The sequence below is a fragment of the Algoriphagus confluentis genome (genome assembly GCF_036245625.1).
Taxonomy (GTDB): domain Bacteria; phylum Bacteroidota; class Bacteroidia; order Cytophagales; family Cyclobacteriaceae; genus Algoriphagus; species Algoriphagus confluentis.
On sequence record NZ_BTPD01000014.1, the window covers coordinates 98,277 to 112,971 of the forward strand.

Consider the following 14,695-nt stretch of genomic DNA (forward strand, 5'->3'; position numbering starts at 1 on the left):
TTTAAAGGTTTGAATTAATAGGACCTTAATGCCCTTAATTTTCTAAATGGTTAAGATCAAGTTAAGAGTTTGTAGCAGAAAAGGGTGAATTGAGCCATTGTCATATTAGCAAGGTTCTATCCTCTAAAATGAATTTACCATTCCTGGCTAATCCCTATCTTTACACCCAAATTTTACCCATGATTTTCAAAGACAAAGTCGTCATCATCACCGGTGCTACCTCTGGAATTGGCGAGGCTTGTGCGGAGGTATTTGGTCGGAAAGGCGCCAAAATCGCCATTACCGGACGTAATCCTCAAAAGCTGGAGCAAACTGCACTTAAACTCCGGTCAAAAAATATTGAAGTGCTTTCCATTCTTGCTGATGCAGGTTCGGAGGTGGATAACCAACGAATGGCCACCAATACTCTTACTCATTACGGTCGGATCGATATCCTGATCAACAATGCCGGGATTTCCATGCGGGCACTATTCGAAGACTTGGATTTGGAGGTTTTCCGAAAGGTTATGGATACTAATTTCTGGGGGACGGTCTATGCTACTAAGTTTTGCCTTTCTGCAATTTTGGAATCCAAAGGTTCCATTATCGGCATTTCCTCCATTAATGGCTATCGAGGCACTCCAGCCCGCACAGCCTATACAGCGAGCAAATATGCGATGAATGGCTTTTTCGAGTCCCTTCGAACCGAAGTCATGAAAAAGGGTGTCCATGTTTTGGTTGTTGCGCCAGGTTTTACCTCCTCCAACATTCGAAACACTGCCCTAACGGCTGACGGCTCATCTCAAGGTGAATCTCCCCGTGACGAGTCCAAAATGATGACTTCAGAAGAAGTCGCTGAGCATATTTTGAAAGCGGTTTTAAAAAGAAAGCGCGATCTGGTTCTTACAGGTCAGGGCAAATTGGCTGTATTTCTGAACAAGTGGATGCCGGGAATTATGGACGGAATTGTCTATAATCAGATGGCCAAAGAAAAAGACTCGCCCTTTAAATAAATGCCCAAATTCATCTTCCAAACCTATCTGAATCGGCTTACCGACCTGTCCACCAAAAACAGGTCTTTGTACCTGCCGAAATTGGAGGGAATGGGAATGATGGATGTTCGGGAGTTTGATTTTTTGACCGGAGAACCAGCCTTTGAGATTCTTCGAAAGTCAATCGAAGGCAAAAAGAAAATCACGCTTTCCCCCGATCTCGACCCAAGGTCAGGCGATGCTAATTTTGTATCTAAAGCTCTCGCTAGGATGGCTTTTCGGGATCAATTGACTCAGGAAGAAACTGGCGAACAAAGTCTGTATCTGGCTTGGCTTTTTGCTGAAGGAAAGCTGATCAATGGTCAACTCGTTCGTAGTCCCTTGCTCTTGAAACCGGTTCAACTCAACAAGGAAAATGGGGTTTGGATTTTGGTTTCAGAGGAAAATTGGCAGTGGAATCCGGCTTTTCTACTGGCTTGGAGTCATTCCACTGGAAAGAATTTCCCCGAATCCTTTTCCGATGAACTTCTGGAAAGTCTTCCCAAAGATGCACTTGAGTTTCGGACCGCATTGGCCAAACTGATTCCCGAACATTTTGCCATTCAGGTTCAATCTAATCTGCTGGAAGATCAGATTCTACCATTTCCCAATTCCCAGATTTCACTCGATCAGGAGCGATTTTCCGAAGGAAAAGTCATTCTCAAGCCTTACGCTGTTTTAGGTCATTTTGCCCAAAAGGGGAGTTTTCTGTATTCTGATTATGAGCAATTGATTCAGGACCATTCTGAGAGTTCCTTGGAGGATCTGTTTCAGCATCTTTTTCTTTCTGAGAAGAGAGAAACACAGATTCGGGAGGAAAACCTGTTTCCCGTTTTTCCCCTTGATGCTTCTCAGGAAAGTGCGCTGATCAAAGTTCGTCAAGGAAAAAGCTTGGTGATCCAAGGCCCTCCCGGCACGGGCAAGTCTCAATTGATCGCCAATTTGGTTTCGGATTATATCGCCCGTGGCAAAAAGGTATTGGTGGTTTCCCAAAAGCGTGCTGCTTTAGATGTGGTATTTGAGCGCTTGGAAAAAGCGGGTTTTGGTCAATTTTTGGGCTTGGTTCATGATTTCCGAGCAGATCAGAAAAACCTTTTTGGAAAAATCAAAAGCCAGATCGAATCGGTCGAGGAGTACCAAAATCAAAACCGGGGAATCGATGCAATCCAATTGGAGCGGGAGCTCAGTCAGCTTTCCAAGACTATTACCAGACTTTCGGGAAAGTTTGAGGAACTGCGAGCGGCTCTCTTCGATGAAAAGCCTGCAGGAATCCCGGTCAAAGCACTATATCTCCAAGCGGATTTGAATCAACCTGCTTTCTCCAACCCCAAATTGATTCAGTTGGATGTTGAGCAAGCCAAAGGATTTGAACAGGATTTGAAGATATTTTCAGCCTATCGAGATCGGTTTTCAGGGAGTTTTTGGGAAAAGCGGACCTCTTTTTCTGCGGTTCAACCTTCAGGGTTTTCAAAGATTTCGGAGCTGCTTTCCGGATTGGAACATCATCGAAAACAACTCTCTTCTATCCTACTTGGTGAAAAAGGAAAACCGATTCTAAGGGCTCTATGGTCCGAGCGAATGTTTTCGGACAAGTTAAAAAGCCTTCAAATTTCTTTGAACGATCTTTCTTCACCTGAGAGGGAATTTGCTTTCATTTTTCAGCCCAAAAAGCAAAAAGTACTTACCAAGATTCGAAAGTTTCTGATTCAGGCTATCGAGACATCCCAAACTTGGAAGTTTGAATTGGGGTCGGATTTGAATAGATTGAGTACAGAATTTGGGATCTTGATTCCTCGCTCCCAAAGCTTTTTTGGGAGGGTTCAGGCTAAATTATCCAAAGCTAGATTTCCCTTGGCTTTTGAGACTTTGAGCCGAAATGGCTTGGCTTTTTCTGCCCAAAACGTGCTTGATCTTCAGCTGGAATGTCAGTCAAAACTTCGGCTTCAGGCAGAATTGGAGGGATTGCCGGATTCCTCTTTTTTCAAGATGAGCGGGGATTTTGCAGAGGATTTGATTCATGTGAAAAACCTTTATGCATGGAAGGAAAGCTGGGAATCAGTTCCGGTGCTTCAGGAATTGCTTGACTGGAGAAAGCTTTCTTTTTCGGAGTTTAGGTCTTCTTTGGATCAGCTTCAGACTTGGGCTGAAGGCTTGGCCTCTGATCTCGTTTCGTATCGTCTTTGGTTAAGTGAAGCGCAGTTTTTGGAACTGATGGAAAAGGGACTGGCGACTGTTTTTCCAGTAGAACCTATAAACTGGCCTTCTGTTTTTGCCGAGCTGAAGGGGTTTGATCAGTTTTTAGAGAAGTGGGAATTTCGGGATTTGGGTGAGCGATTAGTCGAGGAATTTTCTGACTCAAATTTGGATCAACTAATTGAAGGTTTTTGGAATGCTTGGACTTTGGCCTGGATCGGAAAACTGGAGCAGCAGTATCCCGAATTGAGCGAGCTAGGAACTTTGGCTCTACATCATGAAATGGACGAACTCAAGAATGCGATCCTTGAAAAACGAAAAAATGCCCGTCATTTAGCTTTGCTTCGGCTTCGTGAACAAGTCGCAGCGCATTTGGACTACAATCGGTTGGGGAATCGGGTGACTTATCGTGAGTTGTTGCATCAAGTGAGTAAGAAGCGGCAGAAATGGCCCCTTCGAAAGTTGTTTACCGAGTTGGGAGAAGAGGTTTTTCGGGTGTTGCCCTGTTGGTTAGGTAGTCCGGAGACAGTTTCAGCGGTTTTTCCGACCAAGCAGGTGTTTGATTTGGTGATTTTTGATGAGGCGTCTCAGTGCCCTATTGAGCGGGGATTTCCCTCCATGTTTAGGGGAAAGCAGGTCGTTGTGGCGGGAGATTCGAAGCAATTGCGTCCCTCGGATTTTTATCAGGTCAAGTGGGAAAGTGAAGAGGAGGGGGCGGAATATGAGGCCGAATCCCTTTTGGAATTAGCAGGCCATTTTTTTGAAAACCTTCATTTGAAGGGACATTACCGCTCTGCAGACCCGGGATTGGTTCATTTTTCCAACGTTCATTTTTATGGGGGGCGTTTGGAGACTCTGCCGGATTATACCACTGTGAAGGCCGGATGGACTCCATTTAGCTGGGAAAAAGTGGAGGGAATATGGGAAAATCAGGTCAACAAATTGGAAAGCGAATCGGTAGTGAATGGGGTTCAGCGCATTCGAAAGGAAAATCCTCGAGATTCGATCGGGATTGTAACGGGTAATTATTTTCAGATGGAACTGATCCGTGAAATGCTTTGGAAAGCAGGTTTTCAGGATGCATCCCTGAAGGTTCGGAATATCGAAAATGTGCAGGGTGATGAATTTGATCAGGTGATTTTATCGCTTGGCTACGCCCCCAACCGAGAGGGTAAATTGGTGACTAATTTTGGACTTTTGGGTAAATCGGGTGCAGAAAATCGGCTGAATGTGGCCATCACCCGCGCCAGGAAAAAGCTGCATGTGATTTCTTCCCTCGAGCCGGAGGATTTTCGGCCCGGTCAATTGAACAATCCGGGTTTGGCTTTGCTCAGGGAATTTTTGGCTTGGGTAAAAGTACAGAGTAAAGCCAGGTTTATTCCTGCCACAGACGTGAAAGTACCTGGTTTCGAGTTGGATTGGAGTTTGAAAAACCGGCTTCTGAAGTCGGAGAAAGGGTTCTCCAAAGAAATCCCTTCAGCTGTCATGGATTTGATCTTTAGCGATGAGGGTGGGAATCAGAAGGCGATTTTGACTGATGATCAGCGATTTTTTGATGCACCTACAGCAAAGGCTGCTGTGGCTTATCATCCGATTTTGCTTGAAGAGAAGGGGTGGAAATGGGAATGGATGTGGAGTAGGAGATTTTAGTATCAAGTATCTAGATGCTAGAAACAAGAGACGAGAAGCAAGATACAATCGAGAAGCTAGTCGAGAGGTATTTCACAAGTTGCTGGGTGAGGAGGCATGAATTTTTAAAGATAAAATCTTAATCAAATCGGTGTAGTTCTCTAACAATCATCTTTTAATTACGAATGATTATTCATTCAATAAGTATATTTATATTAAATAATGAATGAATTTTAATTCATTAATCTTTTATGTAATTTTTCATTTACCCTCATTTGATTCTATATGTCTTTCGTCTTTTGTCTTGAATTTAAAGTTTATTTTTGATTGAAAAATCATTCATTAACTTGTAAAATTTGATTTAATGAATGAAATTTAAGTCATGAATATTGCACAGCTATCAGATATGGCCATTCTCCGGATGATCGGGGACTTCATCAAAAAGAAGCGGATGGCCCTCAATAAGACTCAGGACGAGATGGCCACGGAGGCGGGTATGAGCCGATCTACGCTCAGTTTATTGGAGCGTGGAGAGAAGGTTCATTTATTGACCTTGATTCAGGCCCTACGGGTTTTGGACGAGCTGCAGTTGTTGGAGGCTTTTGAGGTGCGTCAGCAGATCAGCCCCTTAGAGTACATCAAGCTTCAAAAGAAATATCAGCGGCAGCGGGTGAGGCATTCGGATCTTGCTGCCGAGGATGACCGTCCTTCAGAATGGTAATAGCAGCAGAAGTTTGGCTTTGGGATCGACTGGCTGGAGCGATTCTTTGGGATGAGGTGCAGCAGTTGGCAAGCTTTGAGTTTGATCAGGGCTTTCTGCGTTCGGGTTGGGATATTGCCCCGATTACGATGCCTCTCAGGCAGGGGAGGAGGTTGTATACTTTTCCAGAAATCCGTCGTGGACGAAATGATGCTTTTGATACATTCAAGGGGCTTCCCGGACTATTGGCTGATATGCTTCCGGACAAATACGGGAATCAATTGATCAATGCCTGGTTGGTCCAAAATGGGCGTCCGACAGACAGTTTGAATCCTGTGGAGCTGCTTTGCTTCATCGGTGAGCGGGGAGTGGGAGCTTTGGAAATCAAGCCATCACTCCGCCGGGAGTCTGCTCAAGCGAGTGCTTTGGAAATAGAAAGTCTGGTGGGAATAGCCCAAAAAGTGCTCAATACCAAAGCGGATTTCCGGACCGATCTCTCCAGGGAAGAAGAGGAGGCTCTGGCGGATATTTTGAAGATAGGAACTTCTGCCGGTGGTGCCAGAGCCAAGGCAGTTATCGCTTTTAATCCTGATACCGGAGAGGTGAAAAGCGGTCAGGTAAAGGCACCTAAGGGATTTTCGCATTGGATCATCAAGTTTGACGGAGTGCATGACTCGCAGTTTGGGGCTACAGCGGGCTACGGACGTGTGGAAATGGCCTATTACCTGATGGCCAAAGAAGCCGGAATAGAAATGAATGAATGCCGACTGCTGGAAGAAAACGGTCGGGCTCATTTTATGACCCGACGATTTGACCGAACGGAATCCGGAGAAAAAGTCCACATGCAGAGTCTCTGTGGCATTCGGCATTTTGATTTCAATCAGGTAGGTGTGTATAGCTACGAGCAAGTTTTTGAAACCATGCGGATGTTGCGATTGTCTTATCCTGAAGCCGAGCAGCTATTTATCCGAATGGTGTTTAATGTACTTGCCCGTAACTGTGATGATCATACCAAAAATTTTGCTTTTCTGATGGATCAAAGCGGGAAATGGACCTTGTCACCTGCCTACGACATCTGCCATGCCTTTCGTCCAGGAAGCCTTTGGGTGAGCAGTCAATCCTTACAGGTGAATGGCAAAAGGGAAAAAATCGCAGATTCGGATTTCTTGGAAATAGCCCGAAAGATGAATATCAAAAAGCCGGAAGAGAAAATCGGGAAAGTCAGAAGAGCTGTCCGTCAATGGGGCGAATTTGCAGAAGAGGTCAAGGTGGAATCCCAACTCCGGGATTCCATCCAGCGTACCTTGCTTGTCTAATTGTCAGGCTTGGCGCCGGCTCCTCTCAGATTGACCAGCTTGTTCAGGATCTGAAACCAAAAAGGAGCACCGACTATTCCGGCAATGATGGAAAATATCAAGCCAAGCAGTTTATTGGTAAATTCTCTAAAACTGACCTCTCCATCCCCTTTTTGCCATCCAAAGGGAAGCTTTGTAGCATCCAATGAAGCCTGAATCTCCTTCAGTTCTTTGATTTTCAAATCGATTTTTTTTTCAGTTCCAAGAGAGTCAGGGAGTGCTGCGTTGGTTTTTGGATCTAGGCTTTGGATATTTTCGCTGATTCGGTCTGCCAAGGCAGCAGATTCTGCCGGGTGGTTGTAGAGGTATTGGATGATATTGATCGTGTCCACATTGAGGAATATAACTACCGCCGTAGAAATGATGACGATGAAGTATTGGGCCTTCTTTTTGTAAGTCCCCGAGATTCTATCCATGCAGTCATTGAACCAGCCCTCAATGTCTCTTTTGACATCTTCCAATCCATTTTTGGCTTCTGAAATACTCTGCAGCAGTTTTCTTTTTAAGTCCTCGGGCAGATCAGAAGTGACTACGGACTCCTGGAGAGAAGATAAATCATACGGCAAATCCTTGTCATTGACCAAGTCCAATAAGACTCCCGAAAAGACCTTGGAGGGAATATAGCTGGCTCTTCTTCCCTGAGCTGTAAGCCCGTCAATCAGTCGGTGGGAAAGAAACTTTTCTCCGAAATTATTTTCCCTAAAGGTGTCCTTAAGCCATCTCTCCAGATTTTCTGCCCGCATATCGAGGTAGTGAGCAATCAGTTCCTGAATGGTCGAGCAGGCTAAGGCGATGAGGAAATAAATGAAAACAAGACCAATGACGAGATTTAAAATGGAGGCAAAATCCATAAGGCTGAGTTTTGAAATGAAAAAACCAAAGAAAGTCCAAGGATAGTTACGCAATATCCCTTTGAAAATCAATAGGTTGATGAATAAAAATTGTAATGGTCTGCAATCCCGCCACTAGGGCAGATTCTAGGTATATATCTTGCTGATATTTGTCTTTGGATGACAAGCTAAAGCCCACAATACTTCCAGATCGGTTGGGGTATAAAGCTAATTCCTCTACTGGGAGGAAGGCGGGTTTCAACCGTTGAAATAATAAAAGATCCGATTGAATTAATTCCCACAGGGATTGGTCATAATTGGAGTCAATTCCTGATTATACACATTCATTTTTTTGAGAAAAACCTGTTGAAGATCTGCTCCGTACTGTCGGTCGATTTCGGTGAATTTGTCATAAATCCCCTCAAAAATTACCAAGAGCTTCTTCTGGCAGTCGATGGATTTTTGCTTTGCATCCCGTTCTTTTGAATCCAGCGAATTGCCCAAGAGCGCTTTTTCATCCTTTAGAATATTCTCCTTGAGCTCCAGTTTTTGAATTTCCACAAACTCATTTCCTTCAAACATGGCCTCCAAACCCTCCTTTGCTGATTCTAAGGAACCCTGCTTTTTGCTGTATTCTTTGGATTTGCTGATTGCCTTGGACTCGAGGGTTTTCTTTTTTTCGAGGATTTGCTTTTTTATTTCTACGATCTCCACATCGATTTCAGCTCTTCGGACATCATTACCAGTCGGGGATGCAGTGGCCAATCGCTGTCTTGCAGCCGCCTCCTGTCTGGCAAGCGCATCGGCTTCTTTTGCTCGCGCAGCATCCATTTTTTCACCTGTTTCTACGATTTTTGCTTCGATTTTCTCCTGAAGCGGCGTATACTCCTTCCCTTTGAAGGTGAAATTAACATCTTCGATTTTTTCCAGCCTGCTGACATAGTCGTCGCTTTCCCAGCCGGTGATCAGGTAGGTTTGATTCTCAAAAAAGACATAACCAATGCCAAAAGGACTCAGGATCAACTTGCGGTTTTCCGGATTCATCTGGAAGTCTGTGTTTTTGGAAAACCAGACCAACATATGTCCACCGGCTTCCAAATTGACTCCCTGAAAGCTTTCGGACGGAAACTGGGACTTGTCCCCCACGTAGGTTTTATTCCCATCCCGCTCCATATAATCCTTAAAAAACTCCGGTTCACTTACTCCTTCCAAATAATCTGGCAGATAGGAAAGCATCTCGTAGGCGATCATTGCAATTCGATCTCCTGTCCGCTGTCGGGTAGTGTAGGTGAAAAACTCACCCGATTCCAGCTCTATCGCAAAATCCATTTCATTAAAAAGCTCTGATCCCTTTTGCCGTTTGAGCTGCTCAGCGAGGTCCTTGTCGATTCCAAACAGACCGTTTTTTGTATTGAGATAGAAATAGGAATCCACCTGTACTTCCGAGGTTTTGGCCGTGAAATAAAACTTCTTGTTGAAGAAAAACTCTTGGGTAAGGGTATAGGGGGATTTCAGCGAAGTTTCCAGGAGTTGGAACTTGTCTTTGTCAGACTTCTCCTTCAGCCCTTGGGGAACTTGGCTTTTGACCAACTGAAAAATCAGGACAAAAATCAGAGAAAGGATAGCTCGATTCATGATCAATTACTTTTCTCCTAACTAGGAATAGAAAGTGAAAAGTACCTGTAAAAACCCGCTAAAATTACATGTAGCCAACTACCTTATACACTAAGATTCCAGTCCACTCCTTGAACAGCTTGGTCCAATACTCTAGAGAATAGGAATCCGGGAAAATAAGCGAAGGCAAATCATACATCACCTCATGGGAGTAGTAATCCGCAGGGAAAGTGACTGTTTTCAGGCCGACCTTGTCAAAGCATCCTTTGGCCCGAGTCATATGGAAAGCAGAAGTAATCAGCACAAATTCCTGATCGGCGGATATTCCGTTTTTCTCTAAAAAAGCTTTGGTAAACCGTGCATTTTGGGCTGTGTTTTTACTTTGATCTTCAATTAAGATGTCCGCTTCAGGCATCCCGGTCATGATTAAAAATCGCTTGAGTAATTCCGCTTCGGTTTGTGGATTGACCGGATTGAGACCTTGTCCACCGGTGATCAGGATTTTTTTGATTTTCCCCATGCGGTAGAGTTGGAGGGCATGGGTGATGCGGTCTGCACCTTTGTTGAAAAAGGTGCGATCATAGGTAGTTTTGCTCAGGTTAGTCACCCCCGTGAGGACGATGCCGATTTCATGATTTTCTATTCCTTCGAAAGACTTGAAATCAGGTTCCCAAGCCAATAAAGCCAAATTGGAAAGGAACGGATTGGTGAAAAAGAGTAGAAGTCCGATTCCTGCCCACAGCAACTTTTTACCCCATTTTCGCTTTAAAAAAATTGTCCCTGATAGAATAAGGATCAATACAATCGTAAGCGGCATCGCCAAAAAACTCAAAAACTGGGAGAGGTAGAAGAACATGAAGTTGGTTTGTTTTATCGACAAAAAAGGTGTTAAATGATCAATTTTCAAACTCAATTTTCAATTATCAAGGGTTTGGCATACTTGATAATTGTTCATTGAGTTTGGTCATTGATAATTGGTCATTCCTTAATAGCGTTGGCCGTTTGGTCTTTGATTTTTCTCTCAAAGTAATTGTGGTAAATTGAACAATCAATTCAGGAGTTTATGGAAAAGGATATTCGTTGGATTCAGCGTTTGGATAATTTCCTCAAGGCGGTAAATCTCCTTGTGGAAGTAGAATCTATGGATTTGGACGAACTTTCTCAATTAGAAAAAGAGGGGATTGTCCAGCGATTTGAATATACGTTAGAGTTAGGTTGGAAGACACTGGAAGATAAAATGGAGTCTGATGGCTTGATTTTGGATCGTATTTCTTCCAAAGTGGTCGTAAAGGAAGCCTTTCAGGCTAAGTACATCGATTAAATTGAGGTTTGGCTGGAAATGATCAATGATCGGAACATACTAAGTCATAGTTATGATCTGGAAACCTTTGAATCCGTTATTCCCGATATTCAGTCTGTTTATACACCTATGTTAGCCTCACTGGCAAAAAAACTTTCAGAAATTCACTAATGGAAACCTTTGGACTATCTGATAAATCCTTCCAAATCCTTCTCGATATTTTCAGGAATTACCCTGCTGTTTCTGAGGTGAAAGTCTATGGTTCGCGTGCCAAAGGAACATACAGCGATCGCAGTGATTTGGATTTGGTGATTCTTGATGAGATAGATCGAAAGACCTTAGGTGAAATCTGGATGGAGGTCAATTCGAGTGATTTTCCCTTGACAGTCGATCTTCAGGTTTGGAAGGATATCAAAAATGAAAACCTTAAAGAACACATTCAAAGAGTTGGAAAGATGCTTTATTCTGCCTCTCAGTAGAAAATCAAGATTTAGCTTAGTTTATTTTATGATTTATCAAAAAATTCCCCCCAACCACAGCAATAATTAATCCTGTAAAAGTGACAATTAGGGTAATGTTTGAACCCAATTTTGGGTCCTCAAGCAAAATAGACAGAATTGAAGAAACCAAGCAAATTGCCCCCATAGCTGTAAATAAGATAAAGCCGAAAAATGGCAGCCTATTTTTCTCAGCATTTTCTTGCTCTTTTTGGGATAGACTATTGTATCCGGCAAGGATATTCGGATAAACTCGAACAGTAAGTCCGACTGCCAAAAAAATGACTCCAGAGATAATTGCCCCCATGATTTGCGAGGTTACGGGTGTATATTTAATTGTACTTTAAAGATAGTTGAAAAACTTTAGGGAACAAGTTTTTCAGTAAGCTATTATTTCCGCAATTATTTTATTTCCGATCTGTATTTTTACTCCATGCTTTCAGACCAACCTAACCTAGTACCTTATTTGGAAAAACTAGCTACCCAATTGGAGGGTAGTTTGCAGTTTGACCGACTCACAAGGACCCTGTACGCCACCGATGCATCTGTCTATCGAGAGATGCCCTTGGCAGTCGCTTTTCCTAAGTCCGAATCCGATATCCAAAAACTGATTCACTTTGCTACGGAGCACGGCACTTCCCTGATTCCTCGGACTGCAGGTACTTCCCTTGCCGGACAATGCGTGGGAAATGGCATCGTAGTCGATGTGTCCAAGCATTTTACCCAAATCTTGGAATTTAATAAGGAAGAACGCTGGGTTCGTGTGCAACCAGGGGTCGTTCGGGATGAGCTGAACCGTTACCTCAAGCCACATGGTCTATTTTTCAGCCCGATCACTTCCACTGCCAACCGGGCGATGATTGGTGGTATGGTTGGAAATAATTCTTCTGGCACGACTTCCATCGTATATGGTGTGACTCGAGATAAGGTTATTTCCCTGAATACCATTCTCAGTGATGGAAAAAAGGTCGTTTTCGGAGACATCTCTCAGGATGAGTTTGATCGGAAGTGTGGGCAAAAAGACCTGGAAGGAACAATCTATCGTCAAATCTTCGACGAACTCAATAACCCTGAAATTCGAGAAGAAATCCACGCTCAATTTCCCAAAAAGTCCATCCATCGCCGGAATACCGGGTATGCAGTGGATGAATTGCTGAAAGCGGAACTTTTCGAAGGCAAGGAAAAATTCAACTTCTGCAAGTTATTGACAGGTTCGGAGGGGACTTTGGCCTTTACTACCGAAATCAAAATCAGCCTGGATGCCCTTCCTGATCCGGTGGAGATTGTCGTTGCTGCACATTTCGAAACGATCAGTGAGAGCATGAAATCCGCACAAGTCGCTATGAGGCATCCGGCGACGGCTGTGGAATTGATGGATAAAATCATTTTGGACTGCACTAAGGAAAGTATAGAATATTCTAAAAACCGCTATTTCGTGGAGGGAGATCCGGAAGCGATCCTGATGATCGAGTTTCGAGGAAAAACGCTGGAGGAGGCAATGAGCAAAGGGGAAGCTTTGGTTGCAGACCTGAAAAAAAACAAGCTCGGCTATGCCTACCCGATCATTGAGCCTGCCCGAGTGGCTTCTGCCTGGGCGCTTCGTGCAGCGGGTTTGGGGCTTTTGGGGAATATTCCCGGTGATCCCAAAGCGGTGGCCTGTATCGAAGATACTGCCGTGGATATCGAAGACTTAGCGGATTACATCGATGAAGTTGATGCCATGATGGAAGGTTTCAATCAAAAGCCCGTTCATTATGCCCATGCCGGAGCTGGAGAGATCCATTTGCGTCCTATTTTGGATTTGAAAAAAGCGGAGGATGTAGAGGAGTTTTACAAGATTTCCTTGGCTTCTGCCCAGTTGGTGAAGAAATATCAGGGTTCGCTTTCAGGCGAACATGGAGATGGACGAGTACGGGCTGCCTTTATTCCATTAATGGTTGGGGAAAAGAACTACGAGCTTTTCCGCCGAATCAAATACACTTGGGATCCGAAAAACATTTTCAATCCTGGCAAAATTGTGGATGCTGCTCCGATGAACAAATTCCTGCGCTATGAACCGGGAATGCAAACTCCGGATCACAAGACGGCTATCGATTTTTCCCACGTGGGAGGGATTCTGCGTTTAGCAGAAAAATGCAACGGTTCAGGCGACTGCCGCAAACTTCCGGGTTCTGGTGGCACAATGTGCCCGAGCTATATGGCCACCCGTAACGAGCGGGATACCGTTCGAGGTCGGGCTAATACTTTGCGGGAGTTTTTGACTTTGGATAAAAAGGAAAATGCTTTCGATCATCCTGAGATTAAAGAAGCATTGGATCTCTGCCTGAGTTGCAAGGGCTGTACTGCCGAGTGCCCTTCCAACGTGGATATGGCGAGTATGAAGGCGGAATTCCTCTATCAATACCAAAAAACGAATGGAGTCCCTCTTCGCTCGAAGGCTTTTGCCTACATCAATGAGCTGAATGAATTGGGAGCCAAGGTGCCTAGGATCGCCAATTTCTTCCTAAGCAATTCGCTGACGGGTGGGCTGATGAAATCCATCTTGAACGTAGCCCCAAGCCGAAATCTGCCTGAAATCAGCTCGATCAGTCTGAGAAAGTGGTACAAAAAGAACTATGCATCTTTGCCTGGACCTGCCAAAGGCATCAAGTCAGTTTATTTCTTTGTGGATGAATTCACCAACTATAACGACACTCAAATCGGGATTAAAGCGATTTCTTTGTTGAAGAAATTGGGTTACGAAGTCAAAGTTATTGACCACGAGGAAAGCGGGCGATCCGCACTTTCCAAAGGTCTTTTGGAAAAAGCAAAGAAACATGCCGAGGCCAATGTGCGGATTTTTGAGAAACTGATTGATGGAAACACACCCTTGATCGGGTTGGAGCCTTCCGCGATTTTAAGTTTCCGGGATGAATATCCACGGATTGTAAGCTCTGAATTGGTGCCTGCAGCAAAGAAGCTTAAGTTTCATGTGAAGTTGATCGACGAGTTTCTCGGACAGGAAGTGGCTACTGGAAACATCAAACCGGAGTCTTTCACCTCCAAATCCCAAAAGATCAAGCTGCATGGGCATTGCCATCAAAAGGCACTTTCCTCCTTGACTTGGACTCAAAAAATACTCTCTCTCCCGGCTAATTATACCGTGGAAACCATCCCAAGCGGCTGTTGCGGAATGGCTGGTTCATTCGGGTACGAAGCCGAGCATTTTGAAGTTTCTCAGCAAGTAGGGGAGTTGGTGCTGTTTCCTGCGGTAAGAAAGGCCGAAGCGGATACGATTATCGCAGCGCCAGGTACGTCCTGCCGTCATCAGATTGCCGATGGTACCGGCCGAAAAGCCAAACATCCCGTAGAGATTCTTTGGGAGGCACTTCATCGTTGAGGTTTTAAACTCTTGAAAGCCATGTTCAACTTATAAGTGCAACACCTAATTTTTGTTTGAGTTTTTGTATTGGACTAAGGTAATTAAACTTTCTAACGGGTCTGTTATTGATTTTAGCTTCGATTGCTTGTATTTGTTCTGTTGAGATTTCATTGAGGTCAGTTTTTTTAGGTAAGAAAGCTCTAATC

The 14,695-nt window shown here is 44.1% G+C and carries 10 protein-coding genes and 2 pseudogenes; 7 read left to right on the plus strand and 5 right to left on the minus strand.

Features of this window, described 5'->3' with window-relative positions; translation table 11 throughout:
* Positions 1 to 179: 179 nt before the first annotated feature.
* The 4 genes from AAA943_RS18590 (at position 180) to AAA943_RS18605 (ending at position 6,848) form a co-directional block, all read left to right on the plus strand.
* Positions 180 to 992 carry an SDR family oxidoreductase gene (locus tag AAA943_RS18590; RefSeq protein WP_338225812.1) on the plus strand — a complete coding sequence of 271 codons (813 nt, stop codon included), beginning with the start codon at positions 180 to 182 and terminating at the stop codon, positions 990 to 992.
* The gene (locus AAA943_RS18595) at positions 993 to 4,853 is read left to right on the plus strand and encodes an AAA domain-containing protein (RefSeq protein WP_338225799.1); all 3,861 of its coding nucleotides are present in this window, start codon (positions 993 to 995) and stop codon (positions 4,851 to 4,853) included.
* Between the two features lie 361 nt (positions 4,854 to 5,214).
* Positions 5,215 to 5,553, plus strand: coding sequence for a helix-turn-helix domain-containing protein (locus AAA943_RS18600; protein WP_338225800.1), 339 nt, complete (start codon positions 5,215 to 5,217; stop codon positions 5,551 to 5,553).
* Entirely contained in the window at positions 5,547 to 6,848 is a 1,302-nt protein-coding gene (locus AAA943_RS18605; protein ID WP_338225801.1) for a type II toxin-antitoxin system HipA family toxin, read from the plus strand. Before AAA943_RS18600 ends, AAA943_RS18605 begins: the two co-directional genes overlap by 7 nt.
* Here the strand turns inward: AAA943_RS18605 and AAA943_RS18610 are convergent.
* The 3 genes from AAA943_RS18610 to AAA943_RS18620 all read right to left on the minus strand — a co-directional run bounded on the left by AAA943_RS18610 (position 6,845) and on the right by AAA943_RS18620 (position 10,187).
* A complete protein-coding gene (locus AAA943_RS18610) occupies positions 6,845 to 7,738 on the minus strand; it encodes a hypothetical protein (protein ID WP_338225802.1) in 894 nt (297 codons plus the stop codon). The genes AAA943_RS18605 and AAA943_RS18610 overlap by 4 nt on opposite strands.
* Positions 7,739 to 8,008: 270 nt before the next feature.
* A complete protein-coding gene (locus AAA943_RS18615) occupies positions 8,009 to 9,352 on the minus strand; it encodes a coiled-coil domain-containing protein (protein WP_338225803.1) in 1,344 nt (447 codons plus the stop codon).
* Positions 9,353 to 9,416: 64 nt separating this feature from the next.
* A complete protein-coding gene (locus AAA943_RS18620; RefSeq protein WP_338225804.1) occupies positions 9,417 to 10,187 on the minus strand; it encodes a YdcF family protein in 771 nt (256 codons plus the stop codon).
* A 207-nt stretch (positions 10,188 to 10,394) separates the two neighbouring features.
* Between AAA943_RS18620 and AAA943_RS18625 the strand changes: the two are divergent.
* Together AAA943_RS18625 and AAA943_RS18630 are read left to right on the plus strand one after the other, a co-directional pair.
* Positions 10,395 to 10,802: pseudogene (locus tag AAA943_RS18625) on the plus strand (nucleotidyltransferase substrate binding protein).
* Positions 10,802 to 11,110: a nucleotidyltransferase domain-containing protein gene (locus AAA943_RS18630; protein ID WP_338225805.1), complete on the plus strand. Its 309-nt coding sequence runs from the start codon at positions 10,802 to 10,804 to the stop codon at positions 11,108 to 11,110. The pseudogene AAA943_RS18625 and the gene AAA943_RS18630 overlap by 1 nt, the downstream one beginning before the upstream one ends.
* Positions 11,111 to 11,126: 16 nt before the next feature.
* On the opposite strand, the gene AAA943_RS18635 is transcribed toward AAA943_RS18630, so the two are convergent.
* On the minus strand, positions 11,127 to 11,435 hold the full coding sequence (locus AAA943_RS18635) for a DUF3784 domain-containing protein (RefSeq protein WP_338225806.1): 309 nt from the start codon (positions 11,433 to 11,435) through the stop codon (positions 11,127 to 11,129).
* Positions 11,436 to 11,561: 126 nt separating this feature from the next.
* On the opposite strand from AAA943_RS18635, the gene AAA943_RS18640 reads away from it, so the two are divergent.
* Positions 11,562 to 14,507, plus strand: a complete 2,946-nt coding sequence (locus AAA943_RS18640) for an FAD-binding and (Fe-S)-binding domain-containing protein (RefSeq protein WP_338225807.1) — start codon at positions 11,562 to 11,564, stop codon at positions 14,505 to 14,507.
* Positions 14,508 to 14,532: 25 nt separating this feature from the next.
* On the opposite strand, the pseudogene AAA943_RS21935 reads toward AAA943_RS18640, so the two are convergent.
* Positions 14,533 to 14,695: pseudogene (locus tag AAA943_RS21935) on the minus strand (IS30 family transposase); the annotation flags it as partial.